Annotated in this window: 25 protein-coding genes, 1 pseudogene and 2 other annotated features; of the genes and pseudogenes, 7 read left to right on the top strand and 19 right to left on the bottom strand. The window is 43.6% G+C overall.

The genetic code is table 11. From position 1 onward, the window contains the following. Positions 1-19 precede the first annotated feature (19 nt). Together cysK and EEJ45_RS13365 are read right to left on the bottom strand one after the other, a co-directional pair. The gene (gene cysK, locus EEJ45_RS13360) at positions 20-934 is read right to left on the bottom strand and encodes a cysteine synthase A (protein ID WP_124565335.1); all 915 of its coding nucleotides are present in this window, start codon (positions 932-934) and stop codon (positions 20-22) included. Positions 935-1240: 306 nt separating this feature from the next. After that, complete coding sequence (locus EEJ45_RS13365) at positions 1241-2422, bottom strand: MFS transporter (protein WP_124565307.1); 1182 nt, start codon at positions 2420-2422, stop codon at positions 1241-1243. 188 nt (positions 2423-2610) lie between these two features. Between EEJ45_RS13365 and EEJ45_RS13370 the strand changes: the two genes are divergently transcribed. Next, a complete protein-coding gene (locus EEJ45_RS13370; RefSeq protein ID WP_245999908.1) occupies positions 2611-2997 on the top strand; it encodes an NUDIX hydrolase in 387 nt (128 codons plus the stop codon). Positions 2998-3021: 24 nt separating this feature from the next. On the opposite strand, the gene EEJ45_RS13375 is transcribed toward EEJ45_RS13370, so the two are convergent. From EEJ45_RS13375 to EEJ45_RS13380, 3 genes are read right to left on the bottom strand one after another with little or no spacing between them, the layout of a single operon-like run. Next, positions 3022-3768: a kanamycin nucleotidyltransferase C-terminal domain-containing protein gene (locus EEJ45_RS13375; protein ID WP_124565309.1), complete on the bottom strand. Its 747-nt coding sequence runs from the start codon at positions 3766-3768 to the stop codon at positions 3022-3024. Continuing rightward, on the bottom strand, positions 3765-3899 hold the full coding sequence (locus EEJ45_RS18885) for a hypothetical protein (protein WP_278018601.1): 135 nt from the start codon (positions 3897-3899) through the stop codon (positions 3765-3767). The genes EEJ45_RS13375 and EEJ45_RS18885 overlap by 4 nt, the downstream gene beginning before the upstream one ends. 54 nt (positions 3900-3953) lie before the next feature. Continuing rightward, positions 3954-4400 (bottom strand): GNAT family N-acetyltransferase, encoded by a 447-nt coding sequence (locus tag EEJ45_RS13380; RefSeq protein WP_164464286.1) that lies wholly within the window; start codon positions 4398-4400, stop codon positions 3954-3956. An 86-nt stretch (positions 4401-4486) separates the two neighbouring features. Here EEJ45_RS13380 and EEJ45_RS13385 point away from each other — a divergent pair, with 86 nt between their 5' ends. Both EEJ45_RS13385 and EEJ45_RS13390 read left to right on the top strand, forming a co-directional pair. Further along, positions 4487-4729 (top strand): hypothetical protein, encoded by a 243-nt coding sequence (locus EEJ45_RS13385; protein WP_124565311.1) that lies wholly within the window; start codon positions 4487-4489, stop codon positions 4727-4729. A 12-nt stretch (positions 4730-4741) separates the two neighbouring features. Then, positions 4742-5734, top strand: a complete 993-nt coding sequence (locus EEJ45_RS13390; protein WP_124565312.1) for a serine hydrolase domain-containing protein — start codon at positions 4742-4744, stop codon at positions 5732-5734. A gap of 228 nt (positions 5735-5962) precedes the next feature. Here EEJ45_RS13390 and EEJ45_RS13395 read toward each other — a convergent pair whose 3' ends face one another. The 6 genes and pseudogenes from EEJ45_RS13395 to EEJ45_RS13425 form a co-directional block, all read right to left on the bottom strand. Next, positions 5963-6085, bottom strand: a complete 123-nt coding sequence (locus EEJ45_RS13395) for a YrzI family small protein (RefSeq protein ID WP_124565313.1) — start codon at positions 6083-6085, stop codon at positions 5963-5965. Positions 6086-6236: 151 nt separating this feature from the next. Then, positions 6237-6356: a YrzI family small protein gene (locus EEJ45_RS13400; protein ID WP_124565314.1), complete on the bottom strand. Its 120-nt coding sequence runs from the start codon at positions 6354-6356 to the stop codon at positions 6237-6239. A 15-nt stretch (positions 6357-6371) separates the two neighbouring features. Beyond that, positions 6372-6503: a YrzI family small protein gene (locus EEJ45_RS13405; protein WP_124565315.1), complete on the bottom strand. Its 132-nt coding sequence runs from the start codon at positions 6501-6503 to the stop codon at positions 6372-6374. 460 nt (positions 6504-6963) lie between these two features. Next, on the bottom strand, positions 6964-8592 hold the full coding sequence (locus EEJ45_RS13415; protein WP_124565317.1) for a PAS domain-containing sensor histidine kinase: 1629 nt from the start codon (positions 8590-8592) through the stop codon (positions 6964-6966). 180 nt (positions 8593-8772) lie between these two features. After that, positions 8773-9054 (bottom strand): annotated as a pseudogene (locus tag EEJ45_RS13420) (hypothetical protein); the annotation flags it as partial. Positions 9055-9094: 40 nt separating this feature from the next. Then, complete coding sequence (locus EEJ45_RS13425; RefSeq protein ID WP_124565319.1) at positions 9095-10024, bottom strand: manganese-dependent inorganic pyrophosphatase; 930 nt, start codon at positions 10022-10024, stop codon at positions 9095-9097. A gap of 120 nt (positions 10025-10144) precedes the next feature. On the opposite strand from EEJ45_RS13425, the gene EEJ45_RS13430 reads away from it, so the two are divergent. After that, positions 10145-10672 carry a GNAT family N-acetyltransferase gene (locus EEJ45_RS13430; protein WP_124565320.1) on the top strand — a complete coding sequence of 176 codons (528 nt, stop codon included), beginning with the start codon at positions 10145-10147 and terminating at the stop codon, positions 10670-10672. A gap of 117 nt (positions 10673-10789) precedes the next feature. Here EEJ45_RS13430 and trpA read toward each other — a convergent pair whose 3' ends face one another. The 7 genes from trpA to trpE are packed head-to-tail and all read right to left on the bottom strand — an operon-like array spanning position 10790 to position 17118. Then, positions 10790-11548, bottom strand: a complete 759-nt coding sequence (trpA, locus tag EEJ45_RS13435; RefSeq protein ID WP_124565321.1) for a tryptophan synthase subunit alpha — start codon at positions 11546-11548, stop codon at positions 10790-10792. Between the two features lies 1 nt (position 11549). Beyond that, entirely contained in the window at positions 11550-12743 is a 1194-nt protein-coding gene (gene trpB, locus EEJ45_RS13440; protein WP_124565322.1) for a tryptophan synthase subunit beta, read from the bottom strand. A 2-nt stretch (positions 12744-12745) separates the two neighbouring features. Beyond that, positions 12746-13354 carry a phosphoribosylanthranilate isomerase gene (locus EEJ45_RS13445; RefSeq protein ID WP_124565323.1) on the bottom strand — a complete coding sequence of 203 codons (609 nt, stop codon included), beginning with the start codon at positions 13352-13354 and terminating at the stop codon, positions 12746-12748. Next, positions 13351-14112, bottom strand: coding sequence for an indole-3-glycerol phosphate synthase TrpC (trpC, locus tag EEJ45_RS13450; protein WP_124565324.1), 762 nt, complete (start codon positions 14110-14112; stop codon positions 13351-13353). Before trpC ends, EEJ45_RS13445 begins: the two co-directional genes overlap by 4 nt. Further along, the gene (gene trpD, locus EEJ45_RS13455) at positions 14113-15132 is read right to left on the bottom strand and encodes an anthranilate phosphoribosyltransferase (RefSeq protein WP_124565325.1); all 1020 of its coding nucleotides are present in this window, start codon (positions 15130-15132) and stop codon (positions 14113-14115) included. Then, positions 15113-15703 (bottom strand): anthranilate synthase component II, encoded by a 591-nt coding sequence (locus EEJ45_RS13460; protein WP_124565326.1) that lies wholly within the window; start codon positions 15701-15703, stop codon positions 15113-15115. The genes trpD and EEJ45_RS13460 overlap by 20 nt, the downstream gene beginning before the upstream one ends. Beyond that, positions 15700-17118 (bottom strand): anthranilate synthase component I, encoded by a 1419-nt coding sequence (trpE, locus tag EEJ45_RS13465; RefSeq protein WP_124565327.1) that lies wholly within the window; start codon positions 17116-17118, stop codon positions 15700-15702. The genes EEJ45_RS13460 and trpE overlap by 4 nt, the downstream gene beginning before the upstream one ends. A gap of 49 nt (positions 17119-17167) precedes the next feature. Continuing rightward, positions 17168-17405 (bottom strand) — a binding site (T-box leader). A 206-nt stretch (positions 17406-17611) separates the two neighbouring features. Further along, positions 17612-17845 (bottom strand) — a binding site (T-box leader). 328 nt (positions 17846-18173) lie between these two features. Here trpE and putP point away from each other — a divergent pair. Both putP and EEJ45_RS13480 read left to right on the top strand, forming a co-directional pair. Continuing rightward, positions 18174-19637, top strand: coding sequence for a sodium/proline symporter PutP (gene putP / locus EEJ45_RS13475; protein WP_124565329.1), 1464 nt, complete (start codon positions 18174-18176; stop codon positions 19635-19637). A gap of 194 nt (positions 19638-19831) precedes the next feature. Then, a complete protein-coding gene (locus EEJ45_RS13480) occupies positions 19832-20206 on the top strand; it encodes an Ig-like domain-containing protein (RefSeq protein WP_164464287.1) in 375 nt (124 codons plus the stop codon). Here EEJ45_RS13480 and EEJ45_RS13485 read toward each other — a convergent pair whose 3' ends face one another. Further along, positions 20207-21091, bottom strand: a complete 885-nt coding sequence (locus EEJ45_RS13485) for a DMT family transporter (RefSeq protein WP_124565331.1) — start codon at positions 21089-21091, stop codon at positions 20207-20209. Positions 21092-21256: 165 nt separating this feature from the next. Between EEJ45_RS13485 and EEJ45_RS13490 the strand changes: the two genes are divergently transcribed. Then, positions 21257-21985: an alpha/beta hydrolase gene (locus EEJ45_RS13490; RefSeq protein ID WP_124565336.1), complete on the top strand. Its 729-nt coding sequence runs from the start codon at positions 21257-21259 to the stop codon at positions 21983-21985. Positions 21986-22191: the final 206 nt, after the last annotated feature.

A 22191-nucleotide genomic window follows, 5' to 3' on the forward strand; every position in this document is an offset into this window, starting at 1 on the left:
TATCTAAAATGCTACACTGTTAGAATAAATTCATGCTCAAATAACGCTCACCTGTATCAGGTGCCATACATAGTACGCGCTTGCCTTCTCCCAAACGTTTCGCCACCTCCACAGCAGCAAATACAGATGCACCTGACGAAGGCCCCACTAAAATCCCTTCTTCACGCGCAAGACGGCGCATCATAGTAAGCGCATCTTCATCCTCAATTCGCATAATTTCATCGTACACCTTTTGATTTAAAATCGCCGGAATAAAACCAGGACTCGTTCCAACAAGCTTATGTGGACCAGGCTGTCCCCCTGATAACACCGGTGAACCAGCCGGCTCGACAACAGCAATATGGAGATGTGGTAAATGCGCACGAAGCACCTCTCCTGTACCCGTAATCGTCCCCCCTGTACCAGCTGTTGCCACAAACGCATCGAGAACCCCATCCATTTGTTCTAAAATTTCAAGCGCTGTCGTATTGCGGTGTGCATCTGGGTTCGCTTTGTTTTCAAATTGCTGCGGAATAAAGCTGCCCGGCATTTCATCATGAAGCGCAAGTGCCTTTTTAATAGCTCCAGGCATCCGCTCTGCCGCTGGCGTTAAGACAACCTCCGCTCCGTATGCCTTCAGCAAGTTAATCCGTTCCTTTGACATGTTATCCGGCATCACAAGAATGGCACGATACCCTTTAGCCGCAGCGGTCATCGCCAAACCGATCCCTGTATTGCCGCTCGTCGGCTCAATAATTGTATCACCGGGACGAATTTTCCCTTCCTCCTCCGCCCTTGCGAGTAAGTTATACGCCGCACGATCCTTCACGCTGCGAGACGGATTGAACATTTCAAGCTTTACAAACACCTCTGCTGCTCCCTCTGGTACAACACGAGCAAGCTTGACCACAGGAGTGTTTCCAATTAGTTGTGTAATATTCTCATAAATACGCATCATTTTCTCTCCTCTTTACACACTATATAAGTCTACAGAGTTTTTTCAACATAGAAACAGAAAGAAAATCACAGCGCCAGAACGCCTCGCTACGTGTATATGTTCTTACTTGACACGCGTATCTCTTAGGCACTGACCGCAACCATACATTGCCCGTTCTTCTTTCCCACCCCAAAAAAGAATGTCGGTTTTTCTAGTTGTACTTATATAGAAAATTCTTGCAAATAACGTACCATTGATATGATAGCACGTCAATTTTTAAGACAAGGGGAGACAGATCCCATAAAAAAAGCAAGCGCATCATTTTCAAGCGCCTGCTTTTTTTAGTTGTTGCTGTCTTTGCCATATAATTGTGATCATCAATGTTGCTAACAATAAGACGAACCCAAGCATGAACGGAACCATTATATTTACATCATATAGTACACCTGCTAAGGTAGGACCGAGCACATTCCCAATGCTCATATAGGCATTATTCATACCCATCGCAAAGCCTTGCTCGTTACCCGCAAGTTTGGAGATCAATGTATTTAAGACCGGACGAAGAATGGATGTTGCTAAGAAGATTAACAGCGTAATGCCAAAGAATATCGCATAACCCTTTGCAAATAAAGACAGTAAGAATCCAAGCGCCGCTACAGCAATAAAAATATTCAGCACCCTCGCCTCACCAAACTTATTCACAACTCGCTCCACCACAAAAATTTGCACCACTACACTAATGATACCAGTAGCTGTAATCATCACTGCGATCTGCTGCGGCGTTGCACCAAACTGATTTGCAACAAACAAGCCTAATACAGATTCATACGCCATAAGACCAAAGCTCATTACGAGGGTGATGACTAAAGGAATGAAAAACGGCATATGAACAGAACGAGCTAATTTTGTAAGCATTGGCTCATCTTTTGGCATTTCTGTCATATGCGGACGCTCGCTTTCTTTTAACCATACAACAGAAAAGATAACCGCAAGGAGTGAAACAAGCGCTGAAACTAGAAGCGGCATTTTCAAGCCGTAATCAGCAAGAAATCCCCCAATTCCCGGTCCTACTACAATGCCAAGCGACATCGCTGCCGACACATAGCCGTTCCCTTTCGCACGTTGCTCTAGCGTTGTAATATCTGCCACATAAGCAAAAATAGCTGGAATCAATAAAGCTGCTCCCATTCCGCCAATTACCCTTGATATATAGAGTACCCACACTGAGTTTGATAAATAAAAAATGAACATCGAAAGCGTTAAGCCTGCCAGTCCATAAATAATCATCTTTCTACGACCATACTGATCCGCCCATTTCCCTGCAAGCGGTGAAAATAAAAATTGCGCCCCTGCAAAAATGGCGATCATTAATCCTGCAGCCGTTCCCCCCTGCCCAATCGATTCCAAATACGCAGGTAAAATGGGAATAATAATACCGAAACTCCCGATTGCGATAAACATATTAATCATTAATATGATCATCTTTTTTCTTTGTTCTGCCGCCATGTAATCGCCCCCGATCGAATTTTCTCTCAAAAATTTTATTATAGTAAGGCACCTACATGAAGTCAATGAATAAATCTTGGCATAACGATATAATCATGATATAAACATAAGAAAAGGTCGGCTTTATAAAAGAAACATGATACACTGAAAAAATACATAGTAGAAACTATATGGAAGGGGAAATTTTCGTGCGCAATAGAGGCGCGGTCGTGGTTATTCGCAATAAAGAAGTTGCCTTAATCAAAAGAAATCGAGGCGGCAAAGTTTATTATGTATTTCCGGGAGGCGGCATCGAGGAAGGAGAAACACCTAAGCAAGCTGCAAAGCGCGAAGCTTATGAAGAACTCGGTGTGCACGTCATTGTTGGCGACTTGTTAACTGTACTGCACGCGAACGGAAAACATTATTATTTTTATGCCCATATTGTATCAGGAACGTTTGGCACGGGTACAGGAGAAGAATTCAGTATGCCGGAACGCGGTACATACGAACCGCTCTGGGTTCCACTAACGCAATTATCTACTCTTGATGTAAGACCAAAGCGAGTAGCTGACATGCTTATACGTAAGAAGTGAAGTCGGTCATCTCGACTTCACTTCTCATAGTCCCCTTAATTGTTCATCATGCATATCAATACCATGTAATTGTCCCCATTCTTTACATGCAAACCATAGTTCTCCTGCCGCTTCTGCTGTTTCCTCACAAAGTAGCTTACGCAACAGCTCTTCATAACGCACTGGTACATCAGGCAAACGAAAGCTATCATGCAGCATCGTTTTATTAGAAGGATATTGATGACGATTGGCCAGACCTACACTCATCACTGCCCAGTGCGCAATAGCCACACTTTGCTGTCTGCGTGACAAATCATCCTCACATAAAAACATCTTATACACATGCTCGTACATATCCGCCAGCGCATCACGTAGCAGCTCTTTAAAATCTGCCGCGGCCTCACCAATTTTCGCTTCCTTCCGCCAGAAATCATACAAATGGTGCGGGTCATACAGCACTTTGGCAGTATGTACCGCATCTCCTTTGATCGGCCACTCATAATCAATAAAGCGACCTTCATTTTCAATACGATCTACAGAATTGTAGCTAATTCCAACAAACATCTCTTTATAAAAAAACGCGTGCCAGCGATGATAGTTTTGTCCCTTAAGGACTACACGGAATTCGAGATCTGACTGCGGCTTGGCCAGCCCCTTTGCAGTTGATCCTTCCACTGCAATACTAATCAGCTCATCTTCATATGTATCTTTTAGTTTTTCTACAATCTCACTGATAATTTCCCAGCGCTCCTGTTCTGAAAAGCGCTTTGGCTCCCACAATTGCTTTTTCATGTCACTTCCTCCTCTGTCACCTTCATGATATGTTGCAGTAAGAAGTGCCGATCTTCCTCAGGCTTTCCCTGTAATACCATAAGCAGCTTTCCTTCTTCATTTACACATACTGCCGTTCCTATATAAATCACCTTTCCATCTCCTTTACCTCACTTTTTATTTCGCTATTTGATTGAAAACTCCTTTTACAGCTTAAGCCAATGCGTCGTCTCTGGAAACTTTTCTGAGACTGAAAACCCGACAGAACGATACAACGCATCCGCTGCCGGGTTGTCCGTTCGAAGTGTCATATAAGCAAAATGCCCTTTGGCCATCTTCATCACCTCATGCAGCAATATCCGCGCCGCACCTTGTTTTCTATAGGCGCGCATCACATATAAGTGCCGGACTCGTCCTGCCTCTTCCTGAATATAAGGGTCTTGGTTTAATCCGCATACGCCAACGATATCTCCATCATGAGAAACAGCGAACAGCGCCTCTCCTTTTTTAGAAAACCTGTTCTTTCCAGATACATATTCCTCAGCTAAACGCCGCACAAACCGGTATCCTTCCTGCTCACTTTCTGCTACTAATGCTTGTAAAGCACTTGTTTCTAATTCATGTAGTTTGAATATTAAAAAAGTTAAACTCAAAACCAATCCCTCTCTTTTACTTCTATTATATATTGACGAACTCCTTTGAAAAAAGGTTTAATGGTGATAAAGAAAGGAGCTAAAACATGACGAACTTTACAAACCGCTCGCCGTTTTTCTACGCGCGAATCTTCTTCGGTGTACTTGCGGCACTTTTTATTGTATTATTGGTGCTTGACAAAACCCCGGTTTCCTTTGCTTTATTCGCACTTGGTCTGATGGATATCATGAACGCAATGGATGCTTGGAAAGAGCAAAATCACAACAAAGCAATGGGCACCGGTTTATTCGGAGCTGTATTTATCGGTCTAGGCTTTTATTTACTATAAGGGGGATAAGGCGTGGCATTCGATCGCCTTCTGTCATATACCATTGATATCGGACAAAAGAATGGAGCCTCTGGTAGCGCACTTGCCATCCTACACCGCGACCATTTCACCTCCTATTACAGCGGGCATCATACGCATGATGCCGGAGCCCCTCCCATTCGGGAAAACTCACAATTTCACATTGCTTCTGCCCGTAAAAGCTATATCGGCTTCGCAGCTGCTTTAGCAGTATACGAACATAAAATCCAATCTATAGATGATCCAGTATCTCGTTATCTACCCGATTGGGACAAAGATATACTTTCACACACTACCATTCGGCACTTGTTAACACATACACATGGCTTAAGCGAACATCCTGATGGCCATGTGTACCGCAAGTTTTCACCAGGTACACATTGGTCCTATGAAAACATCAATGTTGTTATGATTGCCGAAATTGTAAGGCGCACAATAGGACAAAGTGTCGGCGAATTGCTGCGTGAACGCGTGTTTAAACAACTTCATTTCAAAGAAACGCATTGGCTGACAGAACCAAACGAATCTATGGTCTCTGTGATTACAGAAAACGGTTCAGACCTCCCTCTTGGTCTAGGCGATAATGGCGATGAAAAAAACTTATATGTTTCAGCTCGTGAGCTGACCTATTGGGGATATCTTCATTTACGACGCGGTAATATCGGTGGCAATCAAATCATTCCGGAAGCTGTCTTTGATTTAGCCACCTCTCTACAAAGTCCAAACCTATCTAACACAGCATTACCTGAAAACGGCTTCTTCTGGTATGTAAAGACCCGCGACACAGCCCTAAGTGAAATAGGCGCACTCGTACCAAGGGGTTCCTACCAAATTTTAGGCGTAACAGGTCCCTTATTACTCGTGATTCCCGAGCATGATTTAGTAATCGCACGTATGTATAACAAACGCTATAACTACGGTGGCAATCACTATTTACATTACCTGCGCGAGTTTGGAGATGAAGTGATGCGGTGCTTGCAAGCATAGTACGAAACAATGCTTTGAAAATTTCCATCTGTACAACATCTTACAAGCAGTAGTTTACTTAAATTGCTCGACGAAAAAAGCCTCGATTATAAATCGAGGCCCTCCATAATCAGCGGAAGAGACATCCCTCCCTCTCACGCTACGCGGAATCTTCCTCCACAAACCAGATCATTTCCTTTCTTCTCATCAACATATTCTTCCTCTCCCTTCCTTCATGATAAAACTGCTTTAGCAGTAGTACGTTTGACGTTCTTTCACTTCTTCCATCATACTTTGTACACGCTCATCGTGACGCGCTTGCTTTAACGTTCTCTTTGATATAATCATAAACAACAACAGGTTGAGTGTCATACAGAACCCTCCCTTCTACAGGTAATACGCTTGACGCTCCTTCACTTGTGCCATTAATTCCTTCACACGAAGATCATGTTCCTTCGCTGCACTTGGCTTCACTGTAATCGTAAACAGCAGTAAGTTTAATGTCATACTACATCCCTCCTTTTTAACAATAATAAGTTTGACGTTCCTTTACTTCTTCCATCAGTTCCTTAACGTGCAGATCATGTTCCTTCGCGGCACTTGGCTTCACTGTAATCGTGCATAATAGTAGGTTTAATGTCATACAAACCTTCTCCTTTTAGTGGTAATAGACTTGACGTTCTTTTACTTCGTTCATCATCTGTTTTACATGTATGTCGTGCTGTACTTGCGCTGTCGTTCGTTTCGACCTTGTAATTGTCACTGTAATGAGTAAGAGATTAAGTGTCATACAAATTCCTCCTTTCTAGCAATAATAAGCTTGACGTTCCTTCATTTCAGTCATCTTGTGCTGTACCTCTGCATCATGTGCTGTTTTTTGTTCTCGTTTTAATGTAACTGTGAACAAAATGAAATTGAGTACCATACAAATCTCTCCTTTTCTCTAAAAAATCGCGCAAAAAAAACCGCAGGCATACGCATCCTACGGCAGGGCATAACAAAGCCGCAGGAAACTACTCGCACCTGCGGCTGAACGGTCTACATAAAAACGCGATTTTTTAGCGTACCATCCATTCGGTCGAATAGTTGTTTTCATATGCGATTGTAAACATCATTGCTTTGTTCATAACTAATTTCATCATTTCATTCGACCTCCTTTTTGGAATTTTTTTCTTACATTGCTAATTATATGCTCACTACCACACTTTGTAAACCTATTTTTCATAAAATAATGAAAAAAACCACACTTCTTACACGGAAGTGTGGTTTTTAATTGGTAGCAATACTTCAGCTACTGTACCTTCTCCGACTTCACTCGTAAAGGTAAGTTTGCCACCATGCGCTTCTACAATACGATAGCTTACCGTTAATCCAAGCCCCGTCCCTTTTTCTTTCACTGAAAAGAATGGCTCGCCCAAATGAGTAAGACGTTCCGGTGGCATACCACAGCCGTTGTCTTGGACCCGAATAGAGATGTAACCATCTCGCTCTTTTATCATCACCTTAACCATCGTCGCATTTGCCTCGAAGGCATTTTTAACAAGATTGATAAACAGCTGTTTCAACTGGTTGCCTTCACAATCAATGGCAGGTAAACCGTCTTCCTCAAATACAAGTTCAATTCCATGAAAGTTTGCTTGCGGCTGTAACAATGCCAATACATCCTTGACGATTTGTCCCACACTTTCTCGTTCAAATACAAGCTGCTGCGGTTTTGCCAACACAAGTAGTTCTCCGACGATATTGTTAATGCGATCTAATTCATCTAGCATAATAGTATAATAATATGCTTGTTGTAAATCGCTCTTTTGTAGGAGCTGGACAAACCCTTTTAGAGATGTAAGTGGGTTGCGGATCTCATGAGCCACACCTGCCGCCAACTCTCCTAGTGTGGATAACAATTCCGAGTGCCGCAAACGTTCTTCTGTTTGTCTTATTTTTGTAATATCCTGACTGTAACCAATCATCCCCACAACATTTTGTTCAATCATCATCGGTACAAATGTGCAGCTTAACGTTCGCTTTGTTCCATCTTTTCGACGAATATCAATTTCCTGTGTAACATATGCTTCCCCCTCCGCTAATACCTTGCGAAACGCCAGCACAATTGCATTGCGATAAGGCTCTTCAATTAAATCAAGTAAATTGCCACCTATGAAGCTTTCACGCGCATAACCTGTTATGACTTCAAATTGCGCATTGAGATTCGTCACCTTTCCATCTCCATCTATCATATATACTAAATTAGGATTATATTCAAATAAAGATTTATACCGTTGCTCGTTTTCAGCAAGACGTTTTTCGGCATTTTTCCGTTCCGTAATATCTCTACCGATTACAATAAGAGCTTTCCGACTACCATCTTCATGAAACAAAGGCATCTTTGTTGTATCGAAGATTCTACATCCACCTTCAGGTAGAGGAATGATTTCTTCGACTCTAGTCAGCTTCCCACTTTGCCACGTTTCTTCATCAGATTGTTCACAGTATATGAGCGCATCTCGGTAAAATTCTGTGTATTCGCCAAGTTCACGATCCGTTTTTCCTTTATAATCTACATGCTCTAGCTGAAACAAACGCAATCCGAAATCATTCACCTGAATCCACCGACCTTCCCCATCTTTAAAACTAATAAAATCGGTCATAGAATTCATTAGCGTACTTAAACGATGTTCTTCCTTATCAACTTCATGTGTTTTTTGCTGACGCATTAATATGTATAGGAATACACATGAAAGAACTGCATATAGCACATCAATCAGACGACTATATAATACAATATTCCGTAATGTTGGGACTGACTGTCGAACGACTTCCGTCACGGCAAACCATGCAACGCTAGCCCCCGCGTAATAGGCTACAACTTTCCTTTTCCCCACGTTCCGTTCTCCTTTTATCTCTGACCTATCCTCATTTTAACTACTTCGGCATAATTCGACAATAGTTTCACCCCTTACAGAAGTTATTTTTTCGAAAATTTCGTATTTTTACGTGACTATACGATAAATATTTTTACAGTTTCGCATCACTACTATATTAAAAGAAAGTTCAATACATTATTTATTCATCAGGTGAAATAAAAACATGCCAAAAAATAATACATAACCAACAAGCAAGCAAATGAGTGCACCTTTTGCGGTCATATGTAAAATCGTGCTCGCCGGCAAAGCGAACGGAGCATAGAAATATACAAGACACACAATTACACCATAGGAAACAACGGATGCCCGAAGTGCCGTTTGCTTCCAAACAAATAAACATACAAAAATACTAAGCAGCGGCAGAAGCGCTAATAAGGTTTGCACAACACCCTCTGTTATATAACAATTTTTCTCTATCATAACAAAAAAGCATCACTTAAGCGATGCTTTTTTGCTATAATTATGCTTCTAATGCAGCTGTTAACACAGGTACGATTTGCTTCTTACGAGAAACAACACCTTTTAATACTGCTGTGTTATTTTCAAGCGTAACATTATATGCCTTCTCTACTGCATGCGCAGCCTTTCCTAATGCTAATGCAACAGAATCGTTATTTAAGATATCAGTAACAACAAGCAAGAACAAATCAAGCTCCTTTTTCGCAATTACATCCTGTAAAACTGCTTCTAATTCTGCTTGACGCTCCATTACTTGCGCCGTGTCTACCGCGTTTACTTGTGCGATTTCTACTTTATGACCACCCATTTGGAATTCTTTTGCATCAATAGCAATCAACTGCGGCACTGTTTTATCACTTAAATCTGCACCAGCTTTCAGCATTTCAAGTCCGTAGCTGTCTACATCGACACCTGCAATCTCCGCAAGTTCTTTTGCCGCTGCTACGTCTTGCTCTGTGCAAGTTGGAGATTTAAACAATAAAGAGTCGGAGATGATAGCAGAAAGCATTAAACCTGCGATTTCTTTACGGATTTTCACACCGTTCTCTTTATACAATTTGTTTAAGATTGTAGCTGTGCAGCCTACAGGCTCCGCACGGTAATATAACGGATCGCTTGTCTCAAAGTTTGCGATGCGGTGATGGTCAATTACCTCAAGTACGCGTACTTGGTCGATATCATCCGCACTTTGTTGACGCTCATTGTGGTCAACCAAAATAACATTGCTTACTTCTGCCGCTACTTTTTCTACCAAACGAGGCGCATCTACGTTAAAGTAGTTCAACGCATATTGTGTTTCACCGTTCACTTCACCAAGACGAACTGGCTCAGCATCCATGCCCAATTCTTGCTTTAATGCCGCGTATGCGATTGCAGAGCAAATCGTATCTGTATCAGGGTTTTTATGTCCGAAAATAAGTACTTTTTCCATCATGACTCTCCTTACTAAATAAATTCAATCGTTCCTATTTTATCACACTTTATAGACGTGTACATACGGAGTTGCAAGGTTTATTCATAATGATTATGATATAAGAAGGAGTTGATACATATGATAACGATTAGACAAGAAACATCTGCTGACCATGTACTTACTGAGCAGGTTGTTCGTTCTGCTTTTGCAAATGCCCCTTATAGCGACCAAAGCGAACATGCTTTAGTAGAACGGCTCAGAAAATCTGATGCATTCATACCAGAGCTGTCTCTGGTGGCAACTGATGATGAACAAATCATAGGCCATATTTTATTAACAAGAGCAGCAATTATAAATGAAGAAAAGCAGACCGAGACACTGGCGCTCGCACCTGTTTCCGTCTTACCTGCTTTTCAAGGGCAAGGCGTTGGCAAAAAGCTGATTGCCAAGGCTTTAGAGATTGCGGCTCAGCTCGGCTACCATTCTGTCATCGTGCTCGGTCATTCAGAATATTATCCGAAGTTTGGCTTTAAACGCGCTTCTACTTGGAATATTAAGGCCCCTTTTGATGTCCCTGATGAAGTGTTTATGGCACTGGAGCTTGAAAAAGATGCACTATCAGGCGTTTCAGGAACCGTTTCATACGCATCGGCATTTTTTGAATAAAAAAGACGTCCTTGGACGTCTTTTTTATTTAATCCGGCTACTTTGGAATACATTTCAGTCACTTTCACCCGCATTCCGGTCACTTTTACATATATTCCGGTCACTTTTCACTTTATTTCAGCTACCAATCAGCTCGCGAATTTCTCCATAACGACCTTGCTCAAGCAACTCAATAATGCGGCTGCCGACTACAACACCGTCGCATACATCACCCATTTCTCGTACCTGCTCCGGCGTAGAAATTCCAAATCCTGCCAAAACCGGCAAGTGCGCTACTTCCTTGACGCGGCGCAAATAGTCGAATTGACTTTGTGCGAAATCGCGCCTTGCTCCTGTCACACCCGTTACCGTCACAGCGTAGATAAAGCCCTGTGCTTCTTCTGTGATTTTAGCGATACGTTCAAGCGGGCTCGTTAGCGTTACAAGCGGAATTAACGCAATTCCAACCCGCTCGAGCGCATCCGACACAATACTCTTTTCCTCATACGGAAGATCCGGCACAATGATGCCGCTCACCCCTGCTCCCTGGCAGCGCTCAACAAACCGCTCCACACCGAACGCCAAGACCGGATTCAAATACGTCATGAGTACGAACGGCACCTCCACCTGCTGGCGCACCTCCGTCAGCGCCTGGAAAATACCTTCAAGGGTCGTCCCGTTATCTAGCGCACGCTTACCCGCACGCTGGATGGTCGGTCCATCCGCAACCGGATCGGAAAACGGAATGCCGATTTCGAGGATGCTCGCGCCTGCTTCATCCAAAAAGCGGATGTTTTCCTTCAGCTTCTCCATTCCGCCGTCACCAGCCATGATATACGGCACAAACGCTTTTCTACCTGTTTCACGTAATTTGTTCAATACGTCATTAATATTCATCTCATTTCCCCTCCAAATATGCTTTTACGCTTTCAACATCCTTATCACCACGCCCTGATAAACAAATCACGATTCCTTCCTCTTCCTTCATCGTCGGCGCTAGTTTTAGTGCGTACGCAATCGCATGCGAGCTTTCAAGCGCCGGAATGATTCCCTCCTCACGCGCCAGCAGCTTGAACGCTTGCAACGCTTCTTCATCTGTCACCGCATAGTACTCTGCACGCTGCAAATCCTTCAGCAAGCTATGTTCAGGTCCCACACCCGGATAATCTAATCCCGCCGAAATGGAATGCGCTTCTTGAATTTGTCCGTCCTCGTTCTGCAGCAAATACATCATGGACCCGTGCAGCACGCCGACCTTTCCCTTCGTCAAGGTTGCTGCATGTTTATCTGTATCTACACCAGCACCCGCCGCCTCTACACCATACAATTTTACTTCTTCATCCTTTACAAACGGATAAAACATACCCATCGCGTTGCTGCCGCCGCCTATGCAGGCGATAACTGCGTCTGGAAGCTTGCCTTCTAGCGCTTTGTACTGCGCTTTCGTTTCGTTGCCAATCACACTTTGGAAGTCGCGCACCATTTGCGGGAATGGATGCGGCCCGAGCACAGACCCCATAATATAGTGCGTATCTCCTACATTTGTCACCCAGTAACGAAGCGCCTCGTTTACCGCATCCTTCAGCGTTGCACTACCTGATGACACTCCTTCTACCCTCGCACCGAGCAATTCCATCCGAAACACGTTCAATTTCTGACGGCGAATATCTTCCTCTCCCATGAAAATAACGCATTCCAAACCGAGAAGCGCACATACCGTCGCCGTAGCTACACCATGCTGACCGGCGCCCGTTTCCGCAACAACCTTCTTTTTGCCCATTCGCACTGCTAGAAGTGCTTGCCCAATTGTGTTGTTGATTTTATGGGCACCTGTATGATTTAAATCCTCGCGCTTCAAATAAATTTTCGGACCGCCGCACAAACGCGTTAAGTTTTCCGCGAAGTAAAGCGGTGTTTCCCGTCCTACGTACGTTTTCAAATAATAATCCAGCTGCTTTTGAAACTCAGCGTCAGCCATCGCTTCCTTATACGCGGCTTCTAGCTCCAGCACTGATTGCATCAATGTTTCCGGCACGTAGCGACCACCGTATACGCCGTAATGTCCTGTTTCATTTGGATATGTGTAATGCATGTTCAACACTCCTTCACCGTTTCAATAAATGTTTTAATTTTTTGTAGATCCTTCTTTCCCTCTGTTTCAAGGCTGCTGCTGGCATCGACCATGTACGGTCTAACGATACGAATGGCGTCTCTCACATTATGCGAGCCCAGTCCGCCCGCCAAAATGATGCGTCCTCTCTCCTTTTCATTAAGCTCCTGTAGCAACTCCCAAGGAAATACCGTTCCGTTCCCGCCGCGATAAACGCCTTTCGGGCTGTCAAGCAGCACATATGCCGCCTTGCTGTTCATCGCACGGGTCACATCCTCTCGAGAAGCGACGCCGAACGCCTTAATAAACGGAATATTCAGTCTCTCCATGTAACACGCATCCTCGTCACCATGGAGCTGGACGTAATCCAGACCGCACATCGCTGCGATCTCCTCTACTCGCTCTACCGTCTCATTCACAAACACGCCAATCTTTTGCACATGCGCCGGCAGCTCCTTAATGATGTCCGCCGCTTCCTCTGGCGTGATTCTTCGCTTGCTTGGGGCAAATACAAACCCAAGCGCATCAGCGCCGTATTCACACGTTCGCTTTGCTGTTTCAACATCCGTAATGCCGCATACCTTTACCCTCATATGCGCAATGCTCCGAACAAGTCGGCTACTGAGTCAGCTCTCATGAACGCCTCACCAACCAAAATTCCTTGTGCCCCAACTCGCTGCACACGCACAACATCTTCTTTTGTAAAAATGCCACTTTCACTAATAAGCAATGCACCTGATGATACAACCCGCTTTGCCAATCGTTCTGTTGTCTCAAGATTTACCTCGAATGTTTTTAAATTGCGGTTGTTCACACCGATAATCGCCGGCCCAATCGCCAAAGCTGCTTCCAATTCTTCTTCATCATGCACCTCTACGATAACTTCAAGGCCAAGTTCCGTTGCATAGCGGTATAACTCTTGCAAACGCTCGACGGGCAACGCCGCCACAATTAATAAAATAATATCTGCTCCCGCTTCATTTGCTTTTTGAATTTGCACTTCATCTATCATAAAGTCCTTACACAAAAGCGGCACTGACACAACACTGCGTGCATCTTTTAAATCTTGAAACGAGCCTTTAAAAAAGTTCGTATCTGTCAAAACGGAAATCGCACCTGCACCAGATAATTCGTATTGCTTCGCTTGTTCCTTCACATCAACCTCTACATTCAACGCTCCCTTAGAAGGAGACGCACGCTTGATTTCAGCAATAACTGTCACACCTGGTTTCTTCAAATTCTCGACTAAAGATACATGCGGTCTTACTTCTTCATATCGAAATCCACTTCGCTGTAATTCTGCCACTTCCAACTTCTTCTGCGCGATAATCTTATCTAAAATCGTTTCCATTCATCTCACCTCTTCAACAATTTGACTTTCCTGTACAAGAAGCGCAAGTTTTGCAAGCGCGCTGCCTGAATCGATACTTTCCTTCGCCAGCTCTACACCTTCCGCGATTGTCTGGGCTTTGCCATTCGCGAACAATGCTAAAGCCGCATTGAGCAATACCGTGTCACGATGCACACCATACTCTCCTCGCAATACACTTCTCGTAATTTCTGCGTTTTCCTTCGGCTCACCGCCGCGAATCGCTTCGTTCGATGCCACTTGTAAACCGAACTCTTCCGGATGCACCGTCATTTCGGTAATCACACCGTCCTGTAAGAAAGCGATATGATTTTCTCCTTGCAAAGAGGCTTCATCTAAAAAGCCATTTCCGTTCACGACAACCGCGCGCTTGCGACCAATTTTTTGCAGAACCTGCGCGATTGGCACAAGCATTTCCCGTTTGTAAATACCGACCAGCTGCGTGTCCAGTTCAACCGGATTCGTAAGGGGGCCAATTAAATTGAAAATCGTTGGTACATTCAGCTCTTTTCGCACCTTCATGATTTTTTTCAAGTTCGGATGCACGGATGGTGCAAATAAAAACGCGATACCGACTGTTTCAAGCAGCCTTTCAATTTCATGCGGCGGACAAGCGATGTTCACACCCAGCAATTCCAGCACATCCGCGCTGCCGGTCTTACTGGAAACGGCGCGGTTGCCGTGCTTTGCGACCTTCACACCCGCTCCAGCCAAAACGAACGCCGTCGTCGTACTGATATTAAATGTTTGGGCGCCGTCTCCACCCGTTCCGCAGTTATCCATCGCACCCTTTACATCCCGAAAGCGAAGCGCCTTCTCTCGTAAGGCACGCACCAAGCCGTATATCTCATCAGGCGTTTCGCCCTTTGTTTTCAGTCCGACCAAAAACGCAGCGATTTCGCTTTCCGTGACCGTCCCGTCCAGCATACCGATTCCTGCCTCATATACCTCTGTCTCACTTAAATTCTTTCGTTCGATCAACTTACGCAGATACTGATTCATACGCCTTCGCCTCCATTATGAATTGTTGAATTAATTTACTTCCTTCTTCCGTAGCAATGCTTTCCGGATGAAACTGCATGCCATACAAAGGATGGTAATGATGCTTAATCGCCATGACTTCATCGTCGTCCATCGATGTTGCCAATACTTCAAACATTGATGGCAGTGTATGCTTATCTGCCACGAGTGAGTGATAGCGCATCGCTTGAAACGGCTGCTTTACGTATTCAAAAATACCTGTACCGCTATGGCGCAGCATCGATGTTTTACCGTGCTTCACCAGATTCGCACGAATGACATCACCGCCAAACGCGTGGACGATTGCCTGATGCCCGAGACAAATACCAAGGATCGGGATTTGCTTATAAAACCGTTTGATGACAGCCGTACAAATCCCGGCATCTTCCGGCCTTCCCGGTCCTGGCGATAGGACGATTGCCGTAGGTTTCAGCTCTTCAATTTCCTGCAACGTCAACTTATCGTTCCGCACAACCTCCACCTTTTCATATACACTTAACAATTGATATAGGTTATACGTAAAGGAATCGTAGTTATCAATTAATAAAATCATGATAATACCTCCAGCAGCGCTTTCGCTTTATTAATCGTTTCCATATATTCCGCCTCGGGCTCGGAATCGTACACGATCCCTGCTCCTGCCTGAATGTAAGCTTTGTTATCCTTAACCACCATCGTCCGAATCGCGAGCGCCATATCCATATCGCCGTTGAACGAGATATAACCGACCGTACCGGCATACACACCGCGTTTTTTGTTTTCCAGCTCATCGATGATCGTCATCGCCCGAATTTTCGGTGCACCGGACACAGTACCGGCCGGCAAGCAGTATTGCAAAGCATCTAAGCACGTTACACCCTCGCGTAATTGCCCAGACACTTCGGAAACAAGATGCATCACATGCGAATATCGCTCGATCTCCATGAATTTTTCAGGCTTCACTGTACCAATTTCACTAACGAGTCCCAAATCATTTCTTCCTAGGTCCACCAGCATCAAATGCTCCGCTTTTTCTTTTTCATTACCGCGAAGCTCCTTCGCGATTTTTTCATCCTCTTCTTTATCTCTGCCGCGTGGTCTTGTGCCGGCAATCGGATTTGTGATAACCTTATCCCCCTTCACCGACAGCAAGCTCTCCGGGGAGGAGCCAAGTACCGTATACGAACCGAAGTCCACATAAAACATGTACGGTGAAGGATTTGTGATACGCAAGCGGCGATACAACCCGAACGGATCGCCATCAAATGTCGTACGCAAGCGCTGCGAAAGTACTACTTGGAAAATATCACCTGCCTTGATATACTCCTTAGCTCGATTCACCATTTCATAAAACTCATCTTCCTTAATATTTGAATGAAATTCTGCCTTCAGCTTTGCTACCGGTGTTGCCGGTGCACTTTGACGCTGCGCTTTTGTTTTCATATCCGTTAACATCTCTTGCACTTGTTCATAAGAAGTCTCTTCCTGTGGGCGGTATACGTACACGAAAGATACCTTCTGCAATTTGTGATCGTACACCGTAAATGCTTGATAAAACAGAAGGTGTGTTTCTGGCATTTCCAGCTCGTCGTTATTTGCCGTACCAATCTCCTCATACTGCCTAATCACATCATAGCCGACGTAACCAATCGCTCCCCCCGCAAATGGAAACGGACTGTCCGCTTTTTGAAAAGCAAGCAGCTCCCTAATTACATCAAGCACTTTTCCTTGCCGCTGCTCCACATCGGTTCCGGAGATAATATTCACTACCTTGCCATTGCTGGTAATTTCCATGTACGGATCGCTGCCAATGAAGGAATAACGCCCTTTGTCTTCATGGGTGAGCGAGCTTTCTAGCAAAAACGTTTTATTTCCCGCAAGTCGCTGGTATAAAACAATGGGGGTTACCTCGTCTCCTTCCATTTCATCTGTTATGAAAAACAATTGCTTCTGATTCCGCATCATGTCGAACGTTTCTTTTGTCATCATTTTGTGTGTCCTCCTTTTTTGGGTACAAAAAAGTCCTCTGCATGTACATGCAGAGGACGATATGATTACCGTGGTGCCACCTCAGTTTGGGTTCGCGAAAGAACCCCTCTTTTTCGGGTACACATGATACCCTATCCTTGATAACGGAGGAATCCGTGTCTTCCTACTCCATCTTTCAAAAGACCTCTCGTAAGCCCATTCGGTATACAATATCGTACCGGCTCTCACCTCCCCCGGCTCTCTGGAACGCATCTCGTATACGTACTCTTCTTACTCAGCGATTTATATTTTATTTGGTTAGGTGTTACATCCATTTTGGTCATACAAGCCGATTCCGCTTTTCTTCTGTCCAGCTGCATCGGCTAGCTCCTCCGGTCTGAGAACCCCGTCCCATAAAGGCAAAACGCGCCTTTTTGAGCCGGGAACCTCCCCCCTATGGACCTGAACGAGCCGATTCCGCTTTTCTATACAAAAAGGGCCCACTCATCCTTTAGTAAAGGACGAGAGGACCCGTGGTACCACCTTCATTGGTTGCAAATGCAACCCGCTTTAACGCATCAAGTTCAATGCGCGTCTCTTGTAACGATGAGACTGTTCGCCAAAGCCTACTGTTAGTTCGGTTTGGAAGCTCCGAAGCCCATTCCCTATTACGCCCATACTGATTCGCACCAACCATCAGCTCTCTGACATGTTTGTAATACGTACTCTTCTTCATCAGCGCTTTTCGTTCACTAAATTTGAACTTATTGTAGTATATGCTCATTTTATTCGTCAAGAACTTTTTGAAAAAAGTTTTTGAACTATACATCCCCAATGAATATTTATAACAATAATATTATATCAGAAAAAATATTATTAAATTTTGTAACATAACTATTTATCATAAATAAACATGATTATACACTTTCCGAACGAAAATTAAAATTATTATACCATAAAAAAACACGCGATTAAACCGCTTACATATTAGAAAATTCTTATTTATTTGTTTATTTTTTATGCAAAAAGTGATATAGTATAGAAAAAGAGAACTACTTTAAAGGGGGAGTCACAGCATGAATACACAAATCTTAATTTCTATCAGCATTTATATGCTTGGTATGCTTTGTATTGGTTACTATGCATACAAACGTACCACAGACTTATCTGATTACATGCTAGGCGGTCGTAATGTAGGACCGGCAGTTACAGCACTAAGTGCGGGAGCTGCAGATATGAGTGGTTGGCTGATGCTCGGCCTGCCGGGTGCAATGTATGCATCGGGACTGAGCAGCGGTTGGATCGTCATAGGTCTCACACTTGGCGCTTATGCAAACTGGCTATATATAGCACCTCGCTTGCGCACGTACTCTGAGATTGCCAACAACTCTATTACAATACCACAGTTTTTAGGCAATCGTTTTGATGATACGTCGAATGTATTGCGTCTCACATCCGGACTCGTTATTTTAGTTTTCTTTACGTTTTATGTAGCTTCTGGATTTGTTTCAGGTGCCGTTTTATTTGAAAATACCTTTAAATTTGACTATCACTTGGGTATTTGGATTGTAGCCGCTGTTGTTATTGCTTATACATTATTTGGAGGATTTCTTGCCGTTAGTTTGACTGACTTTGTACAGGGTGCCATCATGGTTCTGGCCTTAATTCTCGTACCACTTGTAACTATTCTTCATGTTGGTGGTATCGGTCCGACGTTTTCAGAAATCAAGTCCGTAAACCCGGCTTATTTAGATATTTTTAAAGGCACTTCTTTAATTGGTATCATCTCCTTGTTCGCTTGGGGACTCGGCTACTTCGGTCAACCGCATATTATCGTACGTTTTATGGCTATCACATCTACAAAAGAAATTAAAAGCGCGCGTCGCATTGGAATGAGTTGGATGATTTTTTCAGTGGTAGGAGCGATGTTCACTGGCTTGATTGGTATTGCTTATTTTTCGAAAACAGGGACAAAACTTAACGATCCTGAAACAGTCTTTATCGAACTTGGTACAATTTTATTCCACCCGCTTATTACCGGCTTTTTATTAGCAGCAATCCTAGCAGCTGTGATGAGTACCATTTCATCTCAACTCCTTGTTACATCAAGTGCATTAACAGAAGATTTATATCGTACATTCTTCCGCCGCTCGGCAACTGATCGTGAGCTTGTATTCGTTGGTCGCATGGCCGTGCTTTTCGTTGCGCTGATCGCTATTGGATTGGCTTATCAAAAGAACGGTACCATCCTTTCTCTTGTTGGCTACGCTTGGGCAGGATTTGGTTCTGCTTTCGGTCCCGTAATTCTACTAAGCTTGTACTGGAAGCGCATGACAAAATGGGGAGCTTTAGCAGGTATGATTGCAGGTTCAGCAACAGTTATTACATGGACAAGCATTAAAGTATTAAAAGATACTGGCGTATATGAAATGATCCCGGGCTTTGCGGCAAGCTTAATCATGATTATACTTGTCAGCCTGTTAACAAAACCTTCCAAAATCGCACAAGAAACATTTGAGAAATTTGAAAAAACAGCTTAATAAAAAGCGCGGGAGCCATTTCCGCGCTTTTTTAGTTATCCCCCACTCCACAAGCTCTTTTTCCCTCTCTTACAAAAAACATGTTTTTTCACCACATTTCTCGATTAATCTTAATATTTTCTTTATTTTTCTTTAATTAAATCCTTACACTACTTCTGTATGATAGAGGTAAAAGAAAAAGGGGGCGGATGTACTTGATTAGACGATATAAAGAATTAAATGAAGGCGGTCCGGCACCGATTGTCGCTATGTTTGAAAAAAAAGAAGAAAAATCTTATCTTTCTTTGGCCCCAGTTAACATCATGAGTGTTCATTTAAACAAAGATAAATTAAAGCTGAAAACCGGACAAACAGAAAAATTACAAGCTTCATTGCTACCTCATAATGCAACAGATAAAACCGTTACATGGCATATCATTGATCCAACCATCGCAGACATTACCGTTCAGGGTGATCTAGCGTGGATCAAAGGAAAACGCCCCGGAAGAACGGTTGTCATCGCTACTGCCGGCGCGTTTCGTGATTTATGTGTAGTGACGGTGCACGATTATTTAATTACTAATAAATAGCTATACCTCTACGACTTCCTTATGTACCTTTTGCTGTGATAAGAAGAAAAAGACACCAGCCAATACAAGGATGCCACCAACTATTTGAATACTTGTTAAACGTTCACCAAGAAGCAGCACGGCCAATATGGTGGCTCCTACTGGCTCGCCCAGAATACTCATGGAAATTGTCGTGGCATTTACATACGCCAGCAGCCAGTTATTGATAAGGTGCGATACTGTAGGAACAGTTGCTAACAAGAAAAACATTGTCCAGTCTATAACCGAATACCCTCCAAGCGGCGTTGCTGTCACCACATTATAGATGGTCAAAAAGAATGCTGCAAAGACAAACACACAAAAACTATAAATCCAATGAGACAACTTTTTAACAACACTTTGCCCAATTAATAGGTAACCGACCACCGCAATTACACTTAAAAAGGACAAAATATCGCCCCAGATAGCTTCCTCACTTAATCCAAAATCTCCCCAACCAATCATTGCTACGCCAAATATTGCGATAACCATTGTCATAAGAGCGGATATTGTAGTACGTTCTTTAAACAATAAAAAGCCACCGGCCAGTGAAACAAGCGGCTGTAGCGCCAAGATAATAGTGGAACTAGCAACCGTCGTCAACTTCAATGATTGAAACCACAGCAAAAAATGTAGTGCCAAAAAGAAGCCAGAAGCTGCTAAAAACAACCAATCTCCACGTGAAATACGGTTGAACTCCTCTCGCTTTCTCCATACAACAGGAACAAGCAGCAGACTTGCCAACCAAAGTCGATACATGCTCAGCACAGACGAAGGTGCATCGGATAGCTTTACAAAAATAGCTGAAAATGAAATAGCAATAATGGATATTGCCAGCGGCAGCGCAATGGATTTCTCTTCTCTCAAGTCTCTTCTCTCCTTTATACCGTGTATCTCAATCTTTATATGTAGCACATAAAAGTATTTACATCTTACCTCATTATATGTGCTTCTCTCTTTGCAATCTAGCAAAATTGACGCTACGGGCTCACAATGTGATAAAATACAGAAGTAGCATGTTTGATGGGAGAGATAACGATGACAAAAGGAACATTACAGGAAATCACATTTTTCAGTGAAGCATTGCAAGAAAATATCACCTTGCTAATTTATTTACCGTCCGGCTATACCCCACTGCTAAAGCACACCATTGTAATTGCGCAGGACGGCAGTGACTATATAAAATTCGGACGTGCCCCTCGCGTTTTGGAAGCACTACTGGAAGAAGGTGAGATTGACCGTACTATTTTTGTTGGTATTCCATATAAAGATGTACATGATCGCAAAGAAAAATATCACCCAAGCGGGGCGCAAAATGCGGCTTACATTCGTTTTTTGGCACATGAGCTCGTTCCGTTCTTAGACAGAGAATATCCAACATATCAAGTAGGTAACGGACGTGTACTTGCCGGAGACTCACTTGGCGGTACAGTTTCATTCATGACAGCACTTATGTATCCGCATACATTTGGAAAAGTAATCATGCAGTCTCCATTCGTAGATGAAACCGTTATGAAGCAGGCTCAGCAAGCACTTGCGAGTGGCATTGAAGTATATCATATCATTGGTACTGAAGAAACAGCTGTCAAAACAACCGACGGTCAAATTCGCGACTTTCTAGAACCAAATCGCAAGTTGCACAGCATACTCAAACCGCTCGGAACTTCTTACTATTACGAAGAATTTCAGGGTGATCATACTTGGAAGCACTGGCAAAAAAACCTGCCGCACGCCTTTACCCACACCCTCGCTCAAAAATAACAACTCCATATTTTCGGAATTGTTTGATATAATGTAGAAAAGCGGAATCGGCTCGTTCAGCTCCATAGGGCTGAGGTTACCGGCTCAAAAAGGCGCTTTTTTGCCTTTTTGTGGCCGAGGTTCTTAGATGGCAGTGCCTGGGAGGCGTAGCTGGACACTCGAAAAGCGAAGCCGACCGCTTAGGCACAAAATCTAAGGTTCTCGGC

Source organism: Ectobacillus antri (assembly GCF_003852715.1).
In the GTDB taxonomy this organism is placed as follows: domain Bacteria; phylum Bacillota; class Bacilli; order Bacillales; family Bacillaceae_G; genus Ectobacillus; species Ectobacillus antri.